Below are 23964 nucleotides of genomic sequence, written 5' to 3' on the forward strand. Positions count from 1 at the left end.
GATGTTCTCTATACTCTTGTCGAAAGTGCGTTGACGTCGCCTTCGAACCAAGCCGACAACCGTTCTCACATTGCGAGGTCATGACAGTGGCTGCAGCCCAAATCGCAAAAAAACGCGACTACAGCCTCGTCGGCGAGAGCACGAAGCGGGCGATCGAGACCGGCCTTGCTTCGGCCGACTGGTATCACACCGACGTTCCCCGCAAGGTCATGAAGGAACTGATGCAGCGCTCCGACGGGCCGGCGATCCGCGACACGATCATCTGGATCGCGGTGATCCTCGGCTCGGCGGCGGGCGCCATCTGGTTCTGGGGTACGTGGTGGTGCGTGCCGTTCTTCCTCGTCTACGGCGTGCTCTACGCCTCGTCGAGCGACTCGCGCTGGCACGAATGCGGCCATGGCACCGCGTTCAAGACCCAGTGGATGAACGACGTGATCTATCAGATCGCGAGCTTCATGCAGATGCGCAACCCCGTGACCTGGCGCTGGAGCCATGCCCGGCACCATACCGACACGATCATCGTTGGCCGCGACGCCGAAATCGCGGTGATGCGGCCGCCGGACCTTCTCAAGGCGGCGCTTGCCTTCACCGGCCTGCTCGACTTCCGCTATTCGCTGCCGATCCTGGTGCGCAATGCCTTCGGCTACCTGTCGCCGGACGAGAAGAGTTTCATCCCCGAGTCGGAGCAGCCCAAGGCGGTTACCGCCGCGCGCTGGCACATGGCGATCTATGTCGTCACCATCGCCCTTGCGCTCTACATGGGGTCATTCCTGCCGCTGATGCTGATCGGCCTGCCGCGTCTCTTCGGCACCTGGCACATGGTGCTGACCGGCCTGCTGCAGCATATCGGGCTGGCCGACAACGTCATCGACCACCGGCTGAACACGCGCACCGTCTACATGAATCCCATCAGCCGCTTCATCTACTGGAACATGAACTATCATGTGGAGCACCACATGTTCCCGATGGTGCCGTACCACGCGCTGCCGCGGCTGCACGAGATCATCAAGCACGATTTGCCTGAGCCCAGCCCTTCCATGTGGCACGCCTACAAGGAGGTCTGGCCGGTGCTGATGAAACAGCTCAGATACGAGGATTATTTCCTCAAGCGCGAACTGCCGCCGACCGCAAAACCCTATCGCGGCGAGTTTCACGATCTGATCATCCCGGCGGCCGCCGAGTAAGCCGCCCCGACGACGGAACGACAGGATCATCGCGCGGCGCGCTGGACGACGGCATTCAAGCGGAAAGACGAAACATGGCTGAATGGATAGAAGCTTGCGCGACTGACGATGTCGACGAGGAGGACGTGATCCGCTTCGACCATGGCGGCCGCACCTTTGCGATCTACCGTTCGCCGGACGATCAGTATTTCGCCACGGACGGGTTGTGCACGCATGAGAAGGTGCATCTGGCCGACGGGCTGGTGATGGACGACGTCATCGAATGCCCGAAACACAATGGCCGTTTCAACTACAAGACCGGCCAGGCGAAACGTGCTCCCGTCTGCGTCGACCTCAAGACCTATCCGGTCAAGGTCGAGGCGGGCAGGGTGATGATCCAGATCGGCTGATTGGCGGCGGGGAGAGGAATCCGTGGTTTCGGAAAATGCTCCGGGCATGGTGATCGTCGGCGCCGGCGAATGCGGCGCGCGCGCCGCGCTGACGCTACGCGAGGAGGGTTATGCCGGCCCGGTGACGCTGTTCGGCGCCGAGCCTCACCTTCCCTATGAGCGTCCGCCGTTGTCGAAGGATACGATGGCCGGCGAGGATGAGCCTGTGCTCAAACACGTGGCAAGCCAGGAGCGCCTGGCCGAGGCTGGCATTGTCCATCTTGCGTCGAAAGAAGTGCGCTTGATCGACCGGCAGGCGAAGAAGATCGTCACGGCCGAAGGAGCGGTGCTCGACTACGACAAGCTACTGCTCGCCGCCGGCTCGTCGCCGCGCCGGCTGGCGCTTGCCGAAGCGAGCCGGCGCTGCGTCACTCTCCGCACCTTCGACGATGCGCTGGCAATCCGCGCCCATCTGCGCGGCGGTGTCCGCGTCCTGATCGTCGGTGGCGGTTTCATCGGTCTGGAACTCGCCGCTTCCGCCCGCAAACTTGGCTGCCCGGTCACCGTCATCGAGGCGCAGCCGCGCATCCTGATGCGCGGCGTTCCGGCCGAGATCGCCGGGATCATCCATGCCGAGCATGCGACCAAGGGCGTCCATTTCTTCTGCGGCAAGGGTATCACGGCAATCGAGGATTTTGCGGCCGGAGTCCGCATCCAGTTGGCCGACGGCCATGCGGTCGAAGGTGATCTGTGTGTGATCGGCATCGGGGCCGTGCCCAATGTAGCGCTGGCCGAAGCCGCCGGGCTCGCCATCGACAATGGCGTGGCCGTCGACGCGCATCTGCGTACCTCCGATCAAAACATCTTTGCCGCCGGCGACTGCTGCTCGTTTCCGCTGTCGCTTTATGGCGGGCGGCGGGTTCGGCTGGAAGCGTGGCGCAATGCCCAGGAACAAGGTGCGCTCGCCGCAAAAAACATGCTCGGGGCCGAAGAGACCCATGACGCAGTTCCGTGGTTCTGGTCGGATCAGTACGATCTAGGCTTACAGATCGCCGGTCTGTCGGACGAGGGCGTTGAGACCGTTCGTCGCGACATGGGTGCGGATGCCTTCATCCTTTTCCACCTCGCCGCCGACGGTCGCCTTGTTGCCGCCAGCGGCATCGGGCAGGGCAATTCGGTCGCGCGCGACATCAGGCTGGCCGAGATGCTGATCGCCAAGCGTGCCTATCCGCCGCGCGAAAAACTTATCGCGCCGGATACCAAGCTCAAGGCCTTGCTGGCCGCCTAACACGCATAAGGGGGGATAAAAAACCGATGACTAGAAAAAGACCGACGATCGCCGACCTTCGCGCCATTAAAGGCAAGCGCCAGCTTACCATGCTGCGCGTCATGAATCTGGACGAGGCGGAGGCCGCCGAGCGGGCAGGGGTGGATATCGTGTCGATCCCACCGACGCTCATCCTCGATCCGCGATACCGCGAGGTGGCGCCGAGCCTGTTTTCGATGCCGGGCGAGAATTTCTTCGAGATCGGCACCGCCGACGATTTCGTGCGCTGGGCGTTCCGCATGTACAAGGCCGGCGCCGACGCGGTCTATTGCAGCGCCAGCTATGCCACGGTGAAGCGCATGGCCGATGAGGCTATCCCGGTCATCGGCCATGTCGGGCTGATCCCGTCGCGCGCCACCTGGACCGGTGGCTTCAAGGCGGTCGGCAAGACCGCCGATACGGCGATGCAGGTTTTCGACGCGGTCAAGCAGCTTGAGGCCGCGGGTGCTTTCGGCGCCGAGATCGAGGTCGTGCCGGTCGAGGTCGCCGAGGCGATCTCGCAGCGCACCTCGCTGTTCCTGCTCTCCATGGGCGCCGGCACGGGCTGCGACGCGCAGTACCTGTTCGCCGAGGACGTGCTTGGCCAGAACCGGGGCCATATGCCGCGTCATTCCAAGGTTTACCGCAATTTTGCCGCCGAATATGACCGGCTGCAGGCCGAGCGCGTCGCCGCTTTCTCCGAGTTCGTGGCCGACGTGAACAGCAAGGCCTATCCCGAGGACAAGCACCTGGTGCACATGGCGCCTGACGAGCTTGCCCGCTTCATGGAACGGATCGACGCATGAGCGCACAAACCCTCGCCGGCCGCGGTCCCGCGGAAACGCTGGCGCAGCCGGTGCATGTGCTCAACCTGTCCTGCGAGGACCGGCCGGGCATAGTCGCGGCCGTCAGCGCTGAACTGGCGGCAATCGGCGCCAACATTGCCGAGAGCAGCCAGTTCTGGGATCGTCAGAGCAACCGCTTCTTCATGCGCCTCGCCTTCGCCGGCCCGCCGGCTGCGACGGTCGGCACATTGGGGCGGGTGCTCCAGCCGACGATCGAACGGTTCGGCATGACCACCTCGCTCTTCGATCAGGGGCGGCGGCCGAAGATCGTCATCATGGTCTCGAAATTCGACCATGCCCTGCTGCATCTCATCTACCAGATCCGCGTCGGCTGGCTGAACGCCGAAGTCGCGGCCATCGTCTCCAACCACGAGGACGCCCGGCGCATCGCCGAACTGGAAGGCATACCTTTTCACCACTGGCCGGTCAGCCGCGACAGCAAGGCAGCGCAGGAAGAACGGCTCGAAGCGCTCGTCGCTGACAGCGGCGCGGAACTGGTCATCCTCGCCCGCTACATGCAGGTGTTCTCCGAAGGTCTGTCGGATCGGCTCTATGGCCGCGCCATCAACATCCACCACTCCTTCCTGCCGAGCTTCAAGGGCGCAAAACCCTATCACCAGGCCTTCGACCGCGGCGTGAAGCTGATCGGCGCGACCGCCCACTACGTCACCTCCGATCTCGACGAGGGTCCGATCATCGAGCAGGAGACCGAACGTGTCACCCACGCGATGAGCGCCGAGGATTTCGTCGCCGTCGGCCGCGACATCGAAAGCCGGGTGCTGGCGCGGGCGGTCAAGCTGCATCTTGAGGGCCGCGTCATGATCAACGGCCACAAGACGGTGGCTTTCTGAGGCACAGGTCCGGAGGCAGTCGCCGCTGGTGGGGCCTCCGCCGATGGCGTTTTGGGGCCGGGTCGGTGTACTGTTCCGTTCGGCCGTCAAACCGCCCGTTGCACCGAACCTCGGAATTTGTTTCCAGCTATAAGCCGAGCGAGGCGTCAAATTGCCTCCACTTGGCTGCACTTTGAATGCCGCTTCCTTTGATTGGCGCGCTCGCCGTGTCACCGTCGCGCATCGCTTTCGCGACAGGCGACGGCACATGATTTTCCGTCAAGCCGCCGGCCTGCCGCAGCCCGGAGCTAACCGATGACCAGAATTGTTCCCGTGCTCGACCTTTCGCGGCTTGAACCGGGCGCGTCCGAGCGGCGGACCTTCCTCGCCGATCTGCGTTCGGCGGCGCGCGACGTCGGCTTCTTCTACCTCTCCGGCCACGGCATCCCGAACGACCAGATCGACGTCCTGCTGGCCGCTGCGCGGCGCTTCTTCGCGCTTGCGGAGGCCGAAAAGCTGTCGATCGGCATGGTCAATTCCTCGCAATTCCGGGGCTACACGCGCGCCGGCGGCGAGTTCACCAAGGGCAAGGCCGACTGGCGCGAGCAGCTCGACATCGGCGTCGAGCGCGAGGCGATACCGCAGGGACCAGGGCTGCCACCTTGGACGCGCCTGCAAGGGCCGAACCAGTGGCCCGCAAGCCAGCCGGAGCTAAAACCACTTCTGCTGGACTGGCAGGGCAGGGCGACCGCCGTCGCCATCCGCCTGCTGAAGGCTTTCGCCTTGGCGCTGGAGCAGCCGGAGGATGCGTTCGACCCGATCTATGCCGACCAGCCGAACCACCGCATGAAGATCGTCCGTTATCCCGGCCGCGACCTGACCGGCGACACGCAGGGCGTCGGCGCCCACAAGGACGGCGGGTTCCTCACCCTCCTGCTTCAGGACCAGAACAAAGGACTCCAGGTCGAATATGGCGGCGGCTGGGTCGATGTCGATCCGATCCCCGGCACGCTGGTGGTCAATATCGGCGAACTGCTCGAACTCGCCTCCAACGGCTATCTCAGGGCGACCGTGCATCGTGTCGTCACCCCGCCGGCAGGCGTCGAACGCATCTCTGTGCCGTTCTTCTTCAGCGCGCGGCTCGACGCGACCATCCCGCTGCTCACCCTTCCGGACGAGTTGGCCGCCGAGGCGCGAGGGCCGGCCAGCGATCCCGACAATCCGCTTTTCCGCGATGTCGGCACCAATGTCCTGAAGAGCCGGCTGCGGTCGCATCCCGACGTGGCGCGACGGCATTATGCCGACCTCGTCGGTCCGGCTTCCACCTCCGCGGCGGCTTAAGAGGCATGTCATCCTGGAACGGCAATCCGGACGGAATTCGCCGGACCGGCCGGAGAATTGGAATGGCGCTTCTTGGCATACCCGATGTCTGCCATGGATAATGCGGGCCTGTCTCTACATGCTCCCTTGAATGCCGGTTTCCCATGCTCATCTAGCATGGGCGGCTGATCCCAAGCAGACATCAGAAGAAAGGGCCTTTCCGATGGCTCAAGACCGAAAGCTCCGGCTCGGCGCCTTCATGAGGCCCGTCAGCCTGCACACCGGCGCCTGGCGCTATCCCGGCGCCTATGCAGACGCCAATTTCAATTTCGGCCATCTCAAGCATTTCGCGCAGAGGCTGGAAGCCGCCAAATTCGACGCCTTCTTCATGGCCGACCATCTGGCGGTGCTGAATATGCCGATCGAAGCGCTGCGGCGCAGCCATACGGTGACGTCGTTCGAGCCGTTCACGCTGTTGTCGGCTCTGGCGGCGGTCACCGAGCGCATCGGCCTGGTGGCGACCGCCTCGACCACCTTCGACGAGCCCTATCACATCGCCCGGCGCTTCGCCTCGCTCGACCATATCAGCAACGGGCGCGCCGGCTGGAACATCGTGACGACCTCGAACCCCGACGCGGCCCTGAATTTCGGGCTGGAGGATCATGTCGAGCATGACGAACGCTATCATCGCGCCCGCGAATTCTACGACGTGGTCACCGGCCTGTGGGACAGCTTTGCCGACGACGCCTTCATCCGTGACAAGGAGAGTGGGCTGTATTTCGACCCCGCCAAACTGCATGTTTTGAACCACAAGGGGCCTCAGCTATCGGTGCGCGGACCTCTCAACATCGCCCGGCCTGTGCAGGGCTGGCCGGTGATCGTCCAGGCCGGCGCGTCCGAAGCCGGGCGCCAACTCGCGGCGGAAACGGCCGAAATGATCTTCGCCGCGCATGGCGATCTCGCCGCCGGCCAGCGCTTCTTCGCAGACGTCAAGGGGCGGGCGGAAAAACTCGGCCGCTCCCGCGATTCCATCAAAATCCTACCCGGCGCTTTCGTCATTGTCGGCGACACAGTGGAGGAGGCCCGTGCCAAGCGGGCGAAGCTCGACAGCCTGGTCTATTACGAAAGCGGTATCGCCTCGCTGTCGATCGCGCTCGGGCATGATGCGTCGGGCTTTGATCCCGACGGGCCGCTACCGGAAATTCCGGAAACAAACCAGAGCAAGAGCGGCCGCGAGCGCGTGATCGACCTGGCGCGGCGGGAAAACCTGACCGTCCGGCAACTCGCGCAGCGGCTCGGCGGCTATTCCGGGCTCGCCTTCGTCGGAACGCCGCAAACGATCGCCGACGAGATGGAAGCCTGGCTGCACGGCGACGGCTCCGACGGCTTCAACGTGATGTTTCCATATCTGCCAGCCGGCCTCGACGATTTCGTCGATCTGGTCGTCCCCGAACTACAGCGCCGCAAGCTATTCCGCACTGAATACGAGGGCACGACGCTGCGGGAGAATCTCGGCCTCGCCCGGCCGGAGAATCGCTTCTTCGCCGGGGGCGAAGCGGGCGCGCGATAAGCATCTCCATGGTGCGCGTTGCATGCGACGACGCCATGAAAGCCGCGGGCCGCCGCAGTGAGCAAGCGGACGTGCAAACTGGTTACGATGCCGACTGTCCGGCGGCCGGCTGACGGCGAAAAAAGCCCGGCCGCCGGTCCCTCGATGTTGAGGCGCCGTTCGACGAAAGGCGCTCCCCAGCGATGCGGCGGTCTATACAGCCGTCTCTCGTCGACGCTACATTCGATGCGAAAAACCGAGGGGCTTGGGAATGAGAAACTTTCGTGCAATCGGTGCGCTTGTGATCCTGTTGACCGGAGGCGGGGCCGCCATAGCGCAGGAGGTGCCGGACTTGAAAGGGACGTGGACCCCGGCGCAGGGCGCTCATATCGTGGACGGACCGAGCCGGCATGCCAAGAGCGGAACCGTGCCGGTGCGTGGTGACGACACGCTTCAAAAGCACGCGTCGGAGTTCGTTTTCCGTTTCGAAGGGCAGGAAGGACGGACCTTCTGGGGCGTCCTGTCGTCGGCCAAGGTGTCCGAAAAGCTGATCGGGGCCTTGTCCGTGGATGGCAAGCGCTTTGTCATCGCAGACGAGGACGGGACGTTCGACGGCACCGTGGTGGATGCCGACACACTGGATTATTGCTATACCCATGTCACCCCGACAGACAGGGCCGTCGCGTGCGGGCTGCTGGTTCGGAAAAAATGACAAGCGGCGGTGCTGCCGGACGGGCGTTTCTACGCAAGCCGGCGGATATTGGGGAATGGAGGATGGGCCGGCGAAGGCTTCCCCACTACTCGAGAGCTTCGACGTACCAACCTGACGGCGTGTCATGAGTAACCATCCCGCAGGCCGCGGAAGGTATTCTTAACCGCGTCCGAAGCAATTGCTTTTGGCGGTCGCTCGACCCGGTACGGTGCTCGCCTCAAACATCATTTGCGGATGGGGCATCATGAATCCGATCGTCGATTCCAACAGTCTCCCTCGCACCAAGGTCTGGGGCGAGAGCGACGCGGCTGTGCGTTGGCAGGGCGCCTTCGCCCGTTATGGTGGAAACGGGTCGACCGCTTCGTCGACCATAGTCTACGAGATCGAGCCGGGCGGCCGTCTCGGCTGGCATACCGATGCCACCGAGGAAACCCAATACATCATCGCCGGGACCGGCCTGCTGTACCTGGAAGACGGCACGACGCACCCGGTCGCGCCAGGCAGCGTGTTCGTGCTGCCGACGCCGTTGCGTCATGATCTCGAGAACACGGGGACGGAAACGCTTCGCGCGGTTGCGTTCTTCGCGGCGGCGATGTTCACGCAGACCTTCGACCAGGTGATGATGCCGCCGAAGACCCATGTCCTCGGCACGCCGAACCGCGAAGGGCAGGTTGCCTACTGAGGCTGCGACGGTTCAGGCGAACGCAAAAAAGCGCTGGCCGGCTTATTCCGGCTGGTTGTTCTTGCGCCACTCCTCATATTCGCCCCGCGCATCGTCATGCAGCGGGTAGTAGCGCTGTAGCGGCGCGCCCTGCATCAGCTTCATGCGGGAGAAATCCTCCCAGTCGTGGTGCTTCCTCGATTCCTCGATGACTTGCGAAGCCATCACGACCGGAACGACCACCACCCCGTCATCATCGGCAACGATGATATCACCGGGCACCACCGTAACGCCGCCGCAGGCAATCGGCACATTAACGGCGTTGGGATAGATGCTGGTCTGAACATGGTAATTTGGCGTCCAGCCACGAAGCCAGAGCGGCAGGTCGAGCTTCTCGACGTTCGGCCGGTCGCGCATGCAGCCGTCGATCACGATGCCCGCGCCGCCCCTTCCCTTAAAATAGGTTGACATCATATCCCCGAACACGCCCGAACTCATATCGCCCCGGGCATCGACGACGACCACATCGCCTTCCTGCGTGTGGTAGAGCACGTGCCGGTGCAGTTGCGTCTCTGGGTCGGCATATTCGCCCTCGTTGAACAGGTCGGGCCGCTGCGGCATGAACTGCAGCGTCAGCGCCGGCCCGACGATCGACTTTCCGCGGTTCTGCGCCACCGGACCCACCATGTGCGGATTGCGGAAGCCCATGTGGCCGAGCGTACCGGCGACCGTCGCCGCGCCGATGTCCCTCAGCGCATCGATGATCTCGCGTGGCGGCCGGTTGATGCCGGGCGTATGGGTCATGGCAAATCTCCTTCGGCCCGCAGGCCTTACCAGTTGGTGACGGAGCCGTCGGTGCGGCGCAGATGCGGGGCTTCCCAGAACTTGAAGCTTTGCTTTTTCACCAGCGCTTCATCAACCTCGACGCCCAGGCCGGGCGCGTCGCCGACCGCGTAGACGGCGCCGGCGAGTTTCGGCTGGACGGGGAAAATGCCGGCATCATCAAAACCGTGGTAAAGCTCGCCGGGCGAGGCGCGGGTCTCCAGCCAGGCAAAGTTGGCGACTGCCGCCGCCAAGTGGATCGTCGCCGCGGTGCAGATTGGCCCAAGCGGGTTGTGCGGCATCATGTCGACGTAATGCGCCTCGCTCCAGCCCGCGACTTTCATGGCCTCGGTCAGCCCACCGACATTGCACACGTCGATGCGGTTGAACTGATGGATGTCGCGCTCGATGTAGGGCAGGAACTGCCATTTCGAGGAAAACTCCTCGCCGATGGCAAACGGCACGTCGGTCAGTTTTCTCAGCGCCTCGTAAGCTTCCGGCGTCTCGTCGCGGATCGGTTCCTCCAGGAAATCCAGCGTGCCCGACGGCATCTTCTGGCAGTAGCTGGCAGCTTCGGCGACGGACAGCCGGTGGTGATAGTCGACGCCCAGAACCACCGTCTCGCCGAGTTCTTCACGCGCCTTGACGCACCATCTGGCGGTTTCGGCGATGCTCTGGCGGGGCTCGTAAAGGTCGGCACTCTCATGTCCCGACGGGAAGAGGCGGATGGCATTCCAGCCCATCGCCATGAGTTCCCGCGCCTGCTCGATCATTTGGGAGCCGCAAGGTCCCCGCGTCGTGACGAAGGTCGGGACGTGATTGCGCTGTTTGCCGCCGAGCAGTTGATAAACCGGGACACCCAGCGCCTTGCCCTTGATGTCGTGCAGCGCGATGTCGATGGCCGAGATGGCGGCGGTGAGCACGCGCCCGCCCTCGAAATACTGGCTGCGGTACATCTCCTGCCACAGCGCCCCGATGGCCATGGGATCCCGGCCGATCAGGAACTCGCGAAAATGCTCGATCGCCCCGACGACCGCTTTCTCGCGCCCGGACAGACCGCTCTCACCCCAACCGTAGATGCCTTCGTTGGTCTCGACCTTGACGATGAGCTGATTCCGGATGCCGACCCAGGTCGGGTAGGGGATGATGGCGGTGATTTTCATAAATTCCCCTCGATCGTGTCGGGGTAGTCGCAGACAGAATTACCCCCACCCCTAACCCCTCCCCACAAGGGGGAGGGGGACTTTGCGGCAGTGCCGACTTGCGCCAACCTTGATTGATCGGCTTTGATACAACACCGACCTAGTCCCCCTCCCCCTTGTGGGGAGGGGTTAGGGGTGGGGGTAAGAGACCCGATGGCCTCTCCAGTCATGGGCCTTACGCCGCCTTCAGCGCCATTGTCGTCTGGGCGTCGAACAGGTGCATCCGGTCCTGGTCGAACTCGATCCACACCGGCTCGTCGGGCTGGATCGCGACGCTCGGATCGAGGCTGATGTTGACCATTTCGCCATCGATCAGGATCTGGGCGAAGGTGACGTCGCCGGTGGGTTCGACGCTGTAGATCTTGCCGGGGATGGCTCCGGGCAATGCCGATTTGTGCAGTTTGAGCGTGGAATGACGCGCGCCGAGCACCGCTTTTCGATCGCTCGATCCTTGCACCTTGCGTGCGTTCATGGCGGAAAGCGGCAACTCCCAGCCTGTGGCGCCCTTGAGCGCGGTGCCGCCGCCCGTGTTGACGATATCGACGGGGATCAGGCTCATGGCCGGGCTGCCGACGAAGCTTGCAACGAAGGTGTTGACCGGATTGGCAAAGACGTTGGCCGGCGCGTCATATTGCTGGAGCAGGCCGCCATGCATCACCGCCATCTTGTCGGCCATGGTGACCGCCTCGAGCTGGTCGTGGGTCACGTAGACGATGGTGGCGCCGAGGTTGTGATGGAAGCGCTTGATCTCGCTGCGCATCTGCACCCGCAGCTTGGCGTCGAGGTTGGAGAGCGGCTCGTCCATCAGGAACACCGCCGGGTCGCGCACCAGCGCGCGGCCGAGCGCGACGCGCTGCTGCTGGCCGCCGGAGAGTTCACGCGGACGGCGTTCGAGCAGATGGGTGATGTCCAGGACCTTCGCGGCGTCGCGCACCTTCCTGTCGATCATGTCGCGGGACTGTTTGCGCATCTGCAGCGGAAAGGCGAGATTGTTGAAGACGGTCTTGTTCGGGTAGAGCGCATAGTTTTGGAACACCATGGCGATGTCCCGGTCCTTGGGATCGAGATCGGTCACCATCCGGTCGCCGATAAAAATGTCGCCGCCCGATATCGGCAAGAGCCCCGCCACCAGGTTGAGTGTCGTCGTCTTGCCGCAGCCGGAAGGGCCGACCAGCGCCACGAACTCGCCGTCCGCGACGGTCAGCGATACATGATTGACGGCGTAGAGATTGCCGTAGGTCTTGACGACGTCCCGCAAAACGACCTGGGCCATCCATTCTCCTCAGTGCTTGACGGCGCCTTCGGTCAGCGCGCGGACGAAATATTTCTGAAGGACGAGAAACAGAACCACGACCGGCACGCTCATCATGAAGCTCGCGGCCATCAGCCCCGGAAAATCGGTCGTGTTTTCCGAAAAGAATCGCTGGACGCCTACCGGCAGGGTCAGTTGGTCGTTCCTCGAGATAAACGTGTAGGCGTAGATGTATTCGTTCCACGCGCCGATGAACGAATAGATCGCCGTGGCAATGATCCCCGGCACGGAAAGTGGCATCACGATCAAGTAAAAGGCCTGGAAGCGCGTGGCGCCGTCGATGCGCGCGGCCTGCTCGAGTTGTACCGGAATGTTGTCGTAGAATCCCTTGAGCAGCCAGATCGCGAGCGGCAGGCCGAAGGTCATGTAGGTAAGGACCAGCGAACCGTGCGTGTTCACGAGGCCTAGAAAGCGCATCAGGATAAAGAGCGGGACAAGGAAGATCACCGCCGGGAACATGTTTCTCAGCAGCACCGCGAAGAACAGGAACTTTCGTCCCGGAAAGCTGAAGCGCGAAAAGGCGTACGCTGCCGGCACCGCAACCAGTACTGAAAGGATCGTCGTCAGCGTGGAAACGACCAGACTGTTCCAGAAGAACTGCAGGAAGTCCTTGCCGACACTGTTCTGGGGATCGAGCAGGTTCCTGTAGCTCGCCAGCGTTGGTTCGCTCGGCCACCACTCTGGCGGGTACGTCATGGCCGCGAACTGCGACTTGATGGACGTCAGCATCATCCATGCCATCGGCACCGCGGTGTAGAGCAGCATGAACAGTAGGAAGAATCGGCCGATCCAGCGCCAGCCGTCAATCCGCCTGCGACGGTGCGTCGAGCCTTCAGCCGGCGAATTCATGCCCCCGGCTCCTTTCGCTCGCCCTGGCTGAGCGCGCGCACGTAGAAATAGCCCAGCGTCATCAGGATGATGAACAGCAGCACGGAGTAGGCGGACGCCACCCCCCAGCGCTGACGCCCGAAGGCGAGCTCATAGATGTGCGTGATCCAGATGTGGGAGGCATTCGAGGGTCCGCCACCCGTCATGATCCAGGGAATGACGAAGGAGTTGAAGTTCGCTACCGCGAGCAGCAGGATCGTGACGGTGGAGACCCCGCGCAGGTGCGGAAAGGTCACGTGCCAGAAGCGCTGCCATGCCGAGGCGCCGTCGACTTGCGCGGCACGCAGAAGCTGTTCGGGAACGGTTTGCAGTCCCGCCATCATCATGATCAGGGCGAAGGGAAACTCGCGCCAGATGTTGACGACGATCAGCGAAGGCAGGACCGTATTGACGCTGTCGATGAAGTTCGGTGGCCGGTCTACGATCCCTAGTTGCATGAGCACCACCCCGATAATGCCGAAATCGGAGTGGTATATCCACTTCCAGATGTAGGAGGCGGCTACCGCGCTGATCACCCAAGGGACGATGAAGATGGCGCGCAGCATGGCGCGCCCGAAGAATTCGCGATGCAGCGCGAGCGCCAGGGCAAAACCCAGAACGAAGGCGATCAAGGTGGAGCTGAGCGTCCAGATCACCGTGTTAAGCGTAACGCGCCAGAACACCGCGCTGGTGAGAATGGTCGTGTAGTTTTCCAGTCCGATGAAACTCTTGTCCTTCAGTTGCAGCCCTGGCGGCGTTTTGAAGAAGGACAGGTCGATCGTGTAGTAGATCGGGTAAGCGATGACGACGAGCATCACCACGATGGCCGGCAGCACATAAAGATAGTCGGCCCGACTGATCCATATCTGATGGAGCAAGTCGGAACGTATTGCGCGCAGTTCGCGAACCGGGTCCGCCCCGCCAGTCACCGTGGTCATCGTTGGCAAGCCCTTGTCTTGATGCGAAATGTTGGCCGGCAGCGCGAGAGCTGCCGGCCCGGTTCGCGACAGGTGAGGCCTAGAGCCCGCCCATCAGTTCCTTTACCTTGGCAGCCGCGTCGTCGGCCGCCTGGTCGACGGTCATGGCGCCGGTCAAGGCGTTCTGCAGCATGTCCGGGACGATGATGTTCATGATCTCGGGAGCTTGCGGCAGGGCCGGGAACGGGATGCCGTATGGCAGCATCGACGTGGTGACATCGAGGAACTTGATGTTGTCCAGGCGTTCCTTCATCCACTTGGTCTTGAAGCCGTTGAGATTGCCCGGGTTGGAGCCGGCATAGGCCATCTTCAGCGACCATTCAGGGCTCGTCCAGAAGCAGATGATGGCCTTTGCGGCCGGCTCGTCCACCTTGCCGCCCTCGACATATTCGGGCTTGAGGATGTGGATGTTGGAGCCGCCGAAGACGACCGCACGCTTGCCGTCCGGACCTGTCGGAATAAGACCGTAGCGCATGTTGTCGATGACGGTCTGCGCCTTTTCCTTGTCGGCGCCCGTGGCTTTCTTCTGGAGGTCGAGCATGACGTTGTAGTCGGACGGGTGCGAGATCATCATGCCCAACTGGCCGGCGACGAACAGAGGCTGGTTGTCCGCCTGCTGGTTGGTGAGGGCCGAAACGGGGACCGACTTGTCGCGAACATACATGTCATACGACGCCTGCAGGGCGCGTTTGCTTGCTTCGCTGTTCAGCCTGATCTCGCCATAGTTCGGGCTCGGATCGGCTTCATCGAAGACTCCGCCGCCGTAACCCCATAGCTGGGGCATGAAGCGGTAGGGCGTGTTGCCGGCGTTCTTGCGGGCAACGAGGCCGTAGCCGGCGATGCCGAGCTTATCGTGGATCTGCTTGGAATAAGCGACGACATCGTCCCAGGTTGCCGGCGCCTTGTCCGGATCGAGGCCTGCACGCTTGAAGATATCGGCGTTCCAGATCAGAGCCATCGTCTCATTGTTGGTAGGAATACCGTAGCCCACTCCATCCCAGGTCACGGCTTTCATGGCGCCGGGCCAGAAGTCCTCGGTCGACCAGCCGACGTCCTCGGGCTTGAGCGGCTCGAGATAGCCCTTGGAGGCGAACTCGGTTCCTCCCAGGATTTGCAGCCGGACCGCCATCGGCGCGGCATTGCCAAGGAGCGCGGTGCGGAACTTGTCGAGCAGATCGTTGTAGGTGAGAGCCTGATCCTCAAGCTGGATGTTCGGATAAGTCTTGCGGAAGGTCTCGAAAAAATCCTTGTAGTACTGGCGCAGCAGGTCGGGATCACCCTCGAACACGCCCTGATACCAGAACGTCAGGCGCCCCTTGTAGTCGAGCGGGGTAACCTTGCCGCACTCCGCGGCAGTATCGAATTCCTCTGTGCCAGCAATGGAGCGCACGTATTCCGGCGACCATTTGCTCAGGTCCACCGGCGGTTCAGCCAGTGCCGATGTGCACATCAGCGATGCAGTTAAAGCAGTGACAACGGTGCCGCGCAGGACGGCACCGCCGAGCGTAATCCTCGTCATAGGTATCCTCCAGGTTCTCCCTTGCCGCTCTGCGCCGATGCAAGCGGTCCTTATTCGTTCGACCGTGGGCCAATGTCTTGTGCTGTATGTATGCCTTCGATCACCTGATACGTTTTCAGATCACGGATTGCATGTCAACGCGCTTAGATCGTACATTGTTTGTGCAAATCGTGCGTGATATGGGTCGATGCGTGTATTGATGGTGGGGCCCGGCCTTGGCCGAAATAAGCACATTCAAAGCCGAGCCACCTGTGGAGACCGATCTCATCGGGGCATCCAGCGAGGGCGCATCGCTTTATGAACTGATCAGGGAAGACATCATCGAAGGACGGCTCGCCGCCAACGAACGGCTTGTGGTCGCCGATCTCGCCCGGCGTCACGGCACCTCGACCAACCCCGTGCGCGAGGCCCTGCAACTGTTGCGTGGGGAAGGCTTTGTCATCTTTGTTCCCAACCGAGGCGCGCGCGTCCGACCCATAGATCAGGATTTTGTCCGGGATATCTACGAGATCGGTGTCCTGATCGAGCCCGCCCTGACGCGATGGTTTGTGAATATGGCTACCGTCGAGGACATCGCCGAACTCGAACGCCTCCAGGGCCTGATCGAAGAGAACAACTTCGCCGACACATTCAGGCACAGTGAGCTGGACACCGCCTTCCACACCGTGATGTACCAACGCCACTATAACCGCCATGCCGCCGAGCTTTGGTGGAAGCATCGCGAAGTGCTGCGAGCCGTGAGCCGGCGCTTCAATTTCACGCTCGCGCGCCGTGCCGCAATCATGCGCGAGCACCGCGAACTCATCGCGCTGGTAAAGGCGGGAAAAGCCGACGAGGCGGCCGAACTCGTTTCCCGCCATGTCGAGGGTTCCGGTCGGCATATTCTCGAACAGATGCGGGCGCGCAACGCCGCTCGAGCCGGATAGGGCGTCGGTCCAGTCTAGAACATCGTCAGCTGACAATTTCAGAGAAGGTAATTGAGATGAAAATCACGAGCATCAGGCCGTGGCTGATCAAGTCCGCTGCCTCCTATTGGGGCGAGTTCCTGTTCGTCGAGGTGACGACCGACGAGGGGGTCAGCGGCTGGGGAGAGATCACCACCACGACGAAGCTCGCCAATCGCGCCCTCTGCATGATCTTGCGGCAGATCGGCGTCGCCGTGACAGGCGAGGATCCAGCGCGTATCGAGCATCTCTGGCACAAGATTTTCCGCAGCTTCACCTACATGGGCAGCCGCGGCGCCGCCGTCGAATGCGTGAGCGCCATCGATATAGCCCTCTGGGATATCCGGGGGAAAGTCCTGGGCAAGCCGATCTACGAACTGCTGGGCGGGGCGGTTCGCGATGAAATCGCGCTTTACACCCATCCTGATCAGCGCAAGTTCACCAGCAAGGAAGGGGTCATCCGGGAAATCCGGGACATCGTCGAGTCCGGTCACACGGCGCTGAAGTTCGATCCATTTCCCTATCAGGGCCGCATCACCGACGGCTTGGCCCGCGAACAGCGGGACGGCTATCTTGACGGCAGCATGACCCGCAAGGACGAGCGCGAAGCCGCCGAACTCACGGCTTTGATCCGCGAAACCGCAGGTTCGGAAATCGAAATCCTCATCGACGCACACGGCCGCTTCGATGTTCCTACCGCTATTCGCCTCTGCCGCAGCCTCGAGGAGGCCGGTCAGATCGATTGGTTCGAGGAGCCGTGTCCGCCCGAGAGCCTCAACGCTCTCCGGCAGGTGCGTGAAAAGGTGAGTGCAGCGATATCCTGGGGCGAGCGCGGCCATACGAAGTGGGATTTTGTGCCGGTGCTGGAAAACAAGCTCGCCGACTACATCATGCCGGATGTCACGTGGACCGGCGGTATCACCGAATTGAAGAAGATCTCCGCGCTTTGCGAGGCCTACTACATACCGGTCTCACCCCACGATGCGGCCGGGCCGATCAACGTGGTGGCCGGAGCGCAGGTGATGATGACCGTTCCCAACTTCTACAAGCTTGAAACGTCTGAGTGGAATCTGAGCAAATACGATCACCTCATCGACAAGCCGCTCGACAACTCGAATGGCAGCCTCAAACTGACGTCAAAGCCTGGTCTTGGCGTGGAGATGAATCGCGATTACCTCGCGGCCCACGAAATTGAGCTCGGCTAGGGTGTGTTGAGATTCAGGTGAGACCGAGCCGAAAATGGTGGATTTCGAGAACCGGAACGCAGCGTAAATTCTGGTACGTGAGTACCGGAAGCGCAGAAAGCCGCCATTTGCAGGCCGGAGTCACCTGAATATCAACACACCCTGGAACGAGAGGACAAGTCATGCCAAAGATGGGTGAAGCCGACGCGGCTCTTGATCGCGTAAACACGAACTCGAAGCCATCCGAATTGCGGATCACCGACCTGCGCGTCGCCGAGATCGTCGGCGCGCCGTTCACTTCGGCGCTCGTCAAGATCTACACAAACCAGGGCATTGTCGGCCTGGGCGAGGTGCGCGACGGCGCCAGCGCCACCTATGCGCTGATGCTGAAGAGCCGGTTGCTGGGCGAGAACCCCTGCGACGTCGACCGGCTGTTCCGCCGCATCAAGCAATTTGGCGGCCATGGACGGCAGGGCGGCGGCGTATCGGCTGTGGAGATCGCCCTCTGGGACCTCGCCGGCAAGGCCTATGGCGTGCCGATCTACCAGATGCTGGGGGGACGGTTCCGCGACAAGGTGCGTGTCTATTGCGATACTGACGCCGAAAAGCCGAGCGGCACCGAGACCGGCAAGCGGCTGAAGGCGCGAATGGATCTCGGCTTCACCTTCCTGAAGATGGATCTGGGCCTGATGCAGATCGCCCATATCCCGGGCGCGGTAGCTGGCCCCGCCGGCGTGCTCGACGGGCTTCGCGGCAATCCGCGCGGCCGCGGCGGCTCGCTTGAGGAGCGCAAGGCCCGCAATCTCGTCTATGACGCGCAGAACGTGATGCATCCCTTCACCGGTCTGCGTTTCACGGAGAAGGGCATCGACCTGCTGGAACAGTACATACACGAAGTCCGCGAGGTTATCGGCTACGAGGTTCCGCTGGCCATCGACCATGTCGGCCACATCTCGCTGCAGGACGGCATCCGCCTTGCCCGGCGGATCGAGAAATACGCGCCGGCCTGGTTAGAGGACGTGATCCCCTGGCAGTACACCGAGCAATACCGGCTGCTTCAGCAGGCGACATCGGTGCCGATCTGCACCGGCGAGGACATCTACCTGAAGGAAGCCTTCGAGCCGCTGCTCAACGCCGGCATCTCGGTCATCCATCCGGACTTGCTCACCACTGGCGGCATCCTTGAAACCAAGAAGATCGGCGACGCGGCCCAGGACCGTGGCGTCGCCATGGCGATTCACATGGCGGAGAGCCCGATCGCGGCCATGGCCGCCGCGCATGTCGCGGTGGCGACGGAAAACTTCATGGCGCTGGAATATCACAGCGTCGAGGTGGACTGGTGGGACGATATCGTCACGGGTCTGCCCAAGCCGCTGGTCAAGGACGGGTTCATCACCGTGCCGGACAAGCCTGGCCTCGGCATCGACGATGTGGTTGATGACGTCATCGTCAAGCACCTGCAGGAAGGCGTCAAAGGCATCTGGCAGCCGACCGATCACTGGGACGACGAATTTTCCTGGGACCGGACCTGGAGCTGACCAGGTCGCGGGCGGAATGATTGGTGAGCAACAATTTCGGAAAGAACCATGATCTACGAGCTTAGAATCTACGAGTGCCTGCCCGGTCGGCTGCCAGCGCTGCTCAGGCGGTTCAGCGACCATACGCTGGCGCTGTGGGACAAGCATGGCATCCGCCAGGCTGGGTTCTTCACGACTTTGGTGGGCGAAAGCAACCAGCACCTCACATACCTCCTCGCCTGGGAATCCCTGGCCGAGCGCCAGACGAAATGGACGGCTTTCGCCACCGACCCGGTTTGGCTCAAGGTGCGCGATGAATCCGAGCGCGACGGACAGATCGTCGCCAACATCAGCAATCAATTGCTGGCGCCCGTCGCCTTCTCGTCGGTGAAGTAGGGGCGACCATGAAAATCACCGACCTGCGCTGCGCTGTCATCGGCAAACATCCGATCGTCCGCATCGTCACCGACGAAGGCATATATGGCCTGGGCGAGGCGGAATGGACGAAGCCTTATCTGAAACCCTTCGTCCTGCATTTCCGCGATGCGCTGATCCGCGAGGACCCGACCGACGTCGAGCGCGTCATGCTGAAAATCCGGCAGCGCGGCTCGTTCAAGCCCTATGGCGCGGCGGTCAGCGTCATCGAACATGCACTCTGGGACATAGCCGGAAAGGCGGCCGGCGTGCCGGTCTATAAGCTGCTCGGTGGCAAGGTGCGCGACAAGGTGCGGGTCTATAACGGCTCGATCCGCAGGAAGCGCACCGGCGACCGGCCCGAAGACTACGCCGCAGACGTCAAATGGATGATGGAGCTGCCCGAGAAATTCTTCATGGTGAAGCAGGGCATCAGCTTCCATTCGAACATGAAGGACACGATCGACGATTTCCATTACGGCGTGCGCCAGAAGGCCGCCGGCTATCACGGCGCCATGGACCAGGGGCAGATCAGCGAGCGCGGCATGGCGCACATGATCGACTGCGTCATCGCCATGAAGGAAGTGCTGGGCGACAAGGTTTCGCTGGCGCTGGACTGCGGCCCCGGCTGGTTCCTGCCCGACGCCATCCGCTTCGCCAAAGCCGTCGAGAAATACAATCTCATGTGGCTCGAGGACATGCTGACGGGCGATTACGTGCCGTGGGTCAATCCCCAAGCCTATCGCGAACTGACGATTTCGACCTCGACGCCGATCCACACGGGCGAACAGATCTATCTGCGGCATAACTTCAAGGAGCTGATCGAGACGCAGGCTGTTCGCGTCGTCGGCCCGGACCCGGCGGATATTGGCGGCATCGCTGAGCTGAAATGGGTGGCCGAGCATGCCTACATGCACTCGATCATGATGGCCCCGCACGGCACGGCCAACGGCCTGCTCGGTCTTGGCGCGCTGATCAATGTCTGCGCCACCCTGCCGGCCAACTACATTGCCTTCGAATATCCAAGCGCCTCCGATCCGTGGTGGCACGACATCGTCATCGGTTTGCCGAAGGGACAGATCGTCAAGGACAGCATGATCGACCTGCTCGAAGCGCCGGGTCTCGGTCTCGATATCGACGCCGAGGGCGCGCGCAAATATCTGGCGGAAGAGGACAAGGACTTCTTCGCGTAGATCGGCCAGGACATGCTATAGGACAGTGCCATGACGCGCGGCGCCACAGCCCCGCGCCTCAAAGCGGAGCCGACATGGCAAAACCGGTCATCTTCACCATTTCCGCCGCCTGGGATGACGAGGCCTCCGTGTGGAGCGGGCATTGCGACGATATTCCAGCCGCCGCCGATGCGGTCACGCTTGACGAATTGCTGGCGAAAATATCGTCGATGGCGCTTGACCTCCTGCCGGACAATCACCCCGGCGTCGACCCGACGTCGCTGTTCCTGCAGATCACAGCGCTGCGCGAGGCCGAACCGGCCGCCGCCTGAAATGGCGCCCAGGCACCGGCTCCGGGGGAACCGGTTGTCGATCGTCCCTCAATCCCCGATCTGACTGCTCGAACGCTCGTAGACCGTGGCGCCCGTTTCGGCGTCGGTCCCCACCAGGCTGACCTCATAACCCCAAAGCTTGTGGATATGGCGCAACGTGGCGTCGCGGCTGCCTTCCTCCAGCACGATGCCGTCATTGACCTTGTGCTGCAGACGCAGGCACCGGTCGCCGAGAAGGTCCACATCGACCACCTGGATGTCCGACCGGTTCGCGCCGATGTCGTAGCTGCGGGCGAGTGCGGCGCGTATCTTCTCGTAGCCGCGCTCATTGTGAATCGCGCCGACTTCGTATTGCGGTTCCTTCGCGGCGTCGCCCAGAACGAAGAAGCGCCATTTCCTGATCAGGGTCGGGCTCAGATATTGGCGGATGAAGGACTCGTCGCGGTGATTGGCCCAGGCGTCGAGCAGGGTTTCGCGCCAATTGCCTTTGCCGGCGATGTCGGGAAACCAGTCTCGATCCTCGGCGGTCGGCTGCGTCGAGATGCGTTGTATGTCCTGCATCAGGTCCAGGCCCAGCGCATAAGGATTGATGCCCGAAAAGCGGGGATCGTCAAACGACGGCTGGAAGATCACATTCGAATGGTTGCGCAGGATTTCCAGCATGGCGCCTTCGCTGATCCGGCCACGGTCGAACAGCGTGTTCATGATAGTGTAGTGGACGAAGGTGGCGCAACCTTCGTTCACAACCTGTGTTTGCCGCTGCGGGTAGAAATATTGCGCGATGACCCGGACGATTCTCAGGATCTCACGCTGCCAGGGTTCCAGGATCAGGCTGTTCTTTTCCAGGAAATAGAGCAGGTTTTCTTCAGGCAGTTTGAGCGATTTCTTCCGCTCCGACATGATGGAAGCCGTCTCGCTGGCCTGATCCCCGCTCTTCGAGGCGGGGAGGGTTCGCCATAGATCGTTATAGGAGCGCTCTTCATATTCCAGCCGCTCGCGAAGGCCTTCGCGCTGCTTTTCCGACGACAGTTTCGGCGGGCGGCGATACCTGAACACGCCCTGTTCCATCAGGGCATGGGCCGCATCGAGGATGGCTTCGACGGCGGCCAGACCGTGCCGGTCCTCGCAGTGCGCGATATAGCCCTTGGCGAAATCCAGGTAGCTCAGGATCGCGCCGGCGTCGGTCCATTCCCTGAACAGGTAATTGTTCTTGAAGAAGTGGTTGTGGCCAAGGGCTGCGTGAGCAGTCACGAGGGCCTGCAGCGCCGCGGTATTCTCCTCCATCAGATAAACGATGCACGGATTGGAATTGATGACGAGTTCGTAGGCCAGGCCGCGCCCGGCCTTCCGATAAAGCAGATCCTGATAGAGGAAATGCTTGCCGAAGGACCAGTGACGATACATCAGCGGCATGCCGACGGAGGAGTAGGCATCGAGCATCTGTTCGGACGAGATGATTTCCATCTGAACCGGGTAGATGTCGAGATGAAGCTCGTCGAGCCCGATGGCTTCGATGGTTTCGTAGGCGCGCGACAGCGTCTGGAAATCCCAATCGGACGTTGAAAACAGCAAATTGCCTGCCCGCATGGACGCGCCCCTTCGTCACTTCTTTTGCACGGCCGATTGCTTGGTGAAGAGTTGCCGGAACACGGGGTAGATGTCGGCGGGCCTGGCGATGCGGCTCATCTGGAAGTTCGGCCACTTCTGATTGATCGCGCTGTAGGCGCGCCAGAGCGATGTCCCGTTCTCGGTGGCGCCGAAAATGTGGCTCTCGCGTTCGTCGATGATCTCGACATAGGCGAAATACTGGCACAGGCGCATGATTTCACCGTTGAGAAGCGCGATGCAGCGTTCGGAATCGGTGGCGAAATTGTCGCCGTCCGATGCTTGCGCGGCATAGATGTTCCATTCGCGGCTGGGATATCGCTCGTCGATGACGCGGCGCATCTCCTCCAGCGCCGTGGAGACGACCGTGCCGCCGCTTTGCGTGCTGTAGAAGAATGTGTCTTCGTCCACTTCCTGCGCTTCGTGCGTATGGCGGATGAAGACGATTTCGGTGCGCTCATAGCGCCGCTTCAGGAAGAGGTGGAGCACCACGAAAAAGCGCTTGGCAAGATCCTTCTCGCGTTCGCCCATCGACCCCGACACGTCCATGAGACAGAACATGACAGCGTTGGCGTTCGGGATCGGCCGGGGGTCGAAGCGGTTGAAGCGAATGTCCATCGGGTCGATATAAGCGATCCGCCGGCGCCGGCGCTCAAGCCGCTCCAGTTCCGCTCGCAGTTCGGCGATCCGCTGGCGCGCCGCCATGTCAGGTGAGTCAGCCTCGATCGCTGCGATCTCCTGCGAGATCAAGTCCACCTCATCCTGCTTCGGACGCTTTAGCGCGATCCGGCGGCCATGGCTGTGGCGCATGGTGCGGCCGACATTGATGTTGGTGGGAGAGCCGGTCGTGGCAAATCCGGCACGCCGTTGCTTGTAAGCAAGGATTTCTTTCAGATTGAGCTTCACCAGGTCCGGCAGTTCGAGATCCTCGAAGAAGAGATCGAGCACCTCCTCGCGCGACAGTATGAAGCGAAAGTCGTCTTCCGATTCCTTTCGTGACGGACCCGACCCGGCGGCGCCGCCCTGGCCGGACTTGGGGATACGGTCGCCCGGAACGAACTGCTTGTTCCCCGGCAGGACGTGCTGACGGCGCCCGCTGTTCGTCGCTTCCTGAAATCTCGGTTCGTCCGTCCCCCGCTTCGGCATCGAGACGGCGTGTTCGGCATCGACGTCGGCAATCTTGCCCGTGCGGATCTGATCGCGGATGCTGCGCTTCAACTCCTCGCGCACACGCCGCAGAAAGCGCTGGCGGTTGCCGAGGCTTTTGTCCTTAGGGTTCAGTCGGCGATCGATGAAGATCGGCATGGAGCGTCTTCCCCGAC

At 62.1% G+C, this 23964-nt stretch carries 23 protein-coding genes; 15 read left to right on the top strand and 8 right to left on the bottom strand.

Translation table 11 applies throughout. The features are described 5' to 3' along the window. The first annotated feature begins 80 nt into the window (after window positions 1-80). The 9 genes from ACH196_RS22825 to ACH196_RS22865 all read left to right on the top strand — a co-directional run bounded on the left by ACH196_RS22825 (window position 81) and on the right by ACH196_RS22865 (window position 8796). Window positions 81-1184: a fatty acid desaturase family protein gene (locus ACH196_RS22825; protein WP_396649235.1), complete on the top strand. Its 1104-nt coding sequence runs from the start codon at window positions 81-83 to the stop codon at window positions 1182-1184. A gap of 74 nt (window positions 1185-1258) precedes the next feature. Then, window positions 1259-1573 carry a MocE family 2Fe-2S type ferredoxin gene (locus tag ACH196_RS22830; RefSeq protein ID WP_396649236.1) on the top strand — a complete coding sequence of 105 codons (315 nt, stop codon included), beginning with the start codon at window positions 1259-1261 and terminating at the stop codon, window positions 1571-1573. Between the two features lie 46 nt (window positions 1574-1619). Continuing rightward, the gene (locus ACH196_RS22835; RefSeq protein WP_396649286.1) at window positions 1620-2840 is read left to right on the top strand and encodes an NAD(P)/FAD-dependent oxidoreductase; all 1221 of its coding nucleotides are present in this window, start codon (window positions 1620-1622) and stop codon (window positions 2838-2840) included. Between the two features lie 26 nt (window positions 2841-2866). Further along, entirely contained in the window at window positions 2867-3664 is a 798-nt protein-coding gene (locus ACH196_RS22840) for a 3-methyl-2-oxobutanoate hydroxymethyltransferase (RefSeq protein ID WP_396649237.1), read from the top strand. Continuing rightward, window positions 3661-4554, top strand: coding sequence for a formyltetrahydrofolate deformylase (purU, locus tag ACH196_RS22845; RefSeq protein ID WP_396649238.1), 894 nt, complete (start codon window positions 3661-3663; stop codon window positions 4552-4554). Before ACH196_RS22840 ends, purU begins: the two co-directional genes overlap by 4 nt. Before the next feature lie 294 nt (window positions 4555-4848). Further along, entirely contained in the window at window positions 4849-5874 is a 1026-nt protein-coding gene (locus ACH196_RS22850; protein ID WP_396649239.1) for an isopenicillin N synthase family dioxygenase, read from the top strand. A 202-nt stretch (window positions 5875-6076) separates the two neighbouring features. Continuing rightward, the gene (locus tag ACH196_RS22855) at window positions 6077-7423 is read left to right on the top strand and encodes an LLM class flavin-dependent oxidoreductase (RefSeq protein ID WP_396649240.1); all 1347 of its coding nucleotides are present in this window, start codon (window positions 6077-6079) and stop codon (window positions 7421-7423) included. A 280-nt stretch (window positions 7424-7703) separates the two neighbouring features. Then, window positions 7704-8114, top strand: a complete 411-nt coding sequence (locus ACH196_RS22860; RefSeq protein WP_396649241.1) for a hypothetical protein — start codon at window positions 7704-7706, stop codon at window positions 8112-8114. 244 nt (window positions 8115-8358) lie between these two features. Next, on the top strand, window positions 8359-8796 hold the full coding sequence (locus ACH196_RS22865; RefSeq protein WP_396649242.1) for a cupin domain-containing protein: 438 nt from the start codon (window positions 8359-8361) through the stop codon (window positions 8794-8796). Between the two features lie 42 nt (window positions 8797-8838). Here the strand turns inward: ACH196_RS22865 and ACH196_RS22870 are convergent, their stop codons facing one another. The 6 genes from ACH196_RS22870 to ACH196_RS22895 all read right to left on the bottom strand — a co-directional run bounded on the left by ACH196_RS22870 (window position 8839) and on the right by ACH196_RS22895 (window position 15474). Beyond that, complete coding sequence (locus tag ACH196_RS22870; RefSeq protein ID WP_396649243.1) at window positions 8839-9579, bottom strand: ribonuclease activity regulator RraA; 741 nt, start codon at window positions 9577-9579, stop codon at window positions 8839-8841. Window positions 9580-9605: 26 nt separating this feature from the next. Continuing rightward, window positions 9606-10760: a mandelate racemase/muconate lactonizing enzyme family protein gene (locus ACH196_RS22875; RefSeq protein ID WP_396649244.1), complete on the bottom strand. Its 1155-nt coding sequence runs from the start codon at window positions 10758-10760 to the stop codon at window positions 9606-9608. 214 nt (window positions 10761-10974) lie between these two features. Continuing rightward, the gene (locus ACH196_RS22880) at window positions 10975-12072 is read right to left on the bottom strand and encodes an ABC transporter ATP-binding protein (protein ID WP_396649245.1); all 1098 of its coding nucleotides are present in this window, start codon (window positions 12070-12072) and stop codon (window positions 10975-10977) included. A 9-nt stretch (window positions 12073-12081) separates the two neighbouring features. Further along, window positions 12082-12960, bottom strand: coding sequence for a carbohydrate ABC transporter permease (locus tag ACH196_RS22885; protein ID WP_396649246.1), 879 nt, complete (start codon window positions 12958-12960; stop codon window positions 12082-12084). Beyond that, on the bottom strand, window positions 12957-13916 hold the full coding sequence (locus ACH196_RS22890; RefSeq protein WP_396649247.1) for a carbohydrate ABC transporter permease: 960 nt from the start codon (window positions 13914-13916) through the stop codon (window positions 12957-12959). Before ACH196_RS22890 ends, ACH196_RS22885 begins: the two co-directional genes overlap by 4 nt. Before the next feature lie 79 nt (window positions 13917-13995). Then, complete coding sequence (locus ACH196_RS22895; protein ID WP_396649248.1) at window positions 13996-15474, bottom strand: ABC transporter substrate-binding protein; 1479 nt, start codon at window positions 15472-15474, stop codon at window positions 13996-13998. Between the two features lie 215 nt (window positions 15475-15689). Here ACH196_RS22895 and ACH196_RS22900 point away from each other — a divergent pair, with 215 nt between their 5' ends. From ACH196_RS22900 to ACH196_RS22925, 6 genes are all read left to right on the top strand, one after another. Further along, window positions 15690-16400: a GntR family transcriptional regulator gene (locus ACH196_RS22900; protein WP_396649249.1), complete on the top strand. Its 711-nt coding sequence runs from the start codon at window positions 15690-15692 to the stop codon at window positions 16398-16400. 56 nt (window positions 16401-16456) lie between these two features. After that, window positions 16457-17623: a mandelate racemase/muconate lactonizing enzyme family protein gene (locus tag ACH196_RS22905; protein ID WP_396649250.1), complete on the top strand. Its 1167-nt coding sequence runs from the start codon at window positions 16457-16459 to the stop codon at window positions 17621-17623. 161 nt (window positions 17624-17784) lie between these two features. Then, window positions 17785-19140 carry a mandelate racemase/muconate lactonizing enzyme family protein gene (locus tag ACH196_RS22910; RefSeq protein WP_396649251.1) on the top strand — a complete coding sequence of 452 codons (1356 nt, stop codon included), beginning with the start codon at window positions 17785-17787 and terminating at the stop codon, window positions 19138-19140. Window positions 19141-19188: 48 nt separating this feature from the next. Next, the gene (locus tag ACH196_RS22915; protein WP_396649252.1) at window positions 19189-19515 is read left to right on the top strand and encodes an NIPSNAP family protein; all 327 of its coding nucleotides are present in this window, start codon (window positions 19189-19191) and stop codon (window positions 19513-19515) included. 8 nt (window positions 19516-19523) lie between these two features. Then, the gene (locus ACH196_RS22920) at window positions 19524-20726 is read left to right on the top strand and encodes a mandelate racemase/muconate lactonizing enzyme family protein (RefSeq protein ID WP_396649253.1); all 1203 of its coding nucleotides are present in this window, start codon (window positions 19524-19526) and stop codon (window positions 20724-20726) included. 74 nt (window positions 20727-20800) lie between these two features. Next, window positions 20801-21037, top strand: a complete 237-nt coding sequence (locus ACH196_RS22925) for a DUF1902 domain-containing protein (protein ID WP_396649254.1) — start codon at window positions 20801-20803, stop codon at window positions 21035-21037. 48 nt (window positions 21038-21085) lie between these two features. Here ACH196_RS22925 and ACH196_RS22930 read toward each other — a convergent pair whose 3' ends face one another. Beyond that, on the bottom strand, window positions 21086-22624 hold the full coding sequence (locus ACH196_RS22930) for a SpoVR family protein (RefSeq protein WP_396649255.1): 1539 nt from the start codon (window positions 22622-22624) through the stop codon (window positions 21086-21088). A gap of 15 nt (window positions 22625-22639) precedes the next feature. Then, window positions 22640-23947: a YeaH/YhbH family protein gene (locus ACH196_RS22935; protein ID WP_396649256.1), complete on the bottom strand. Its 1308-nt coding sequence runs from the start codon at window positions 23945-23947 to the stop codon at window positions 22640-22642. Window positions 23948-23964: the final 17 nt, after the last annotated feature.

This window comes from Mesorhizobium sp. IMUNJ 23232, assembly GCF_044326205.1.
GTDB lineage: Bacteria > Pseudomonadota > Alphaproteobacteria > Rhizobiales > Rhizobiaceae > Kumtagia.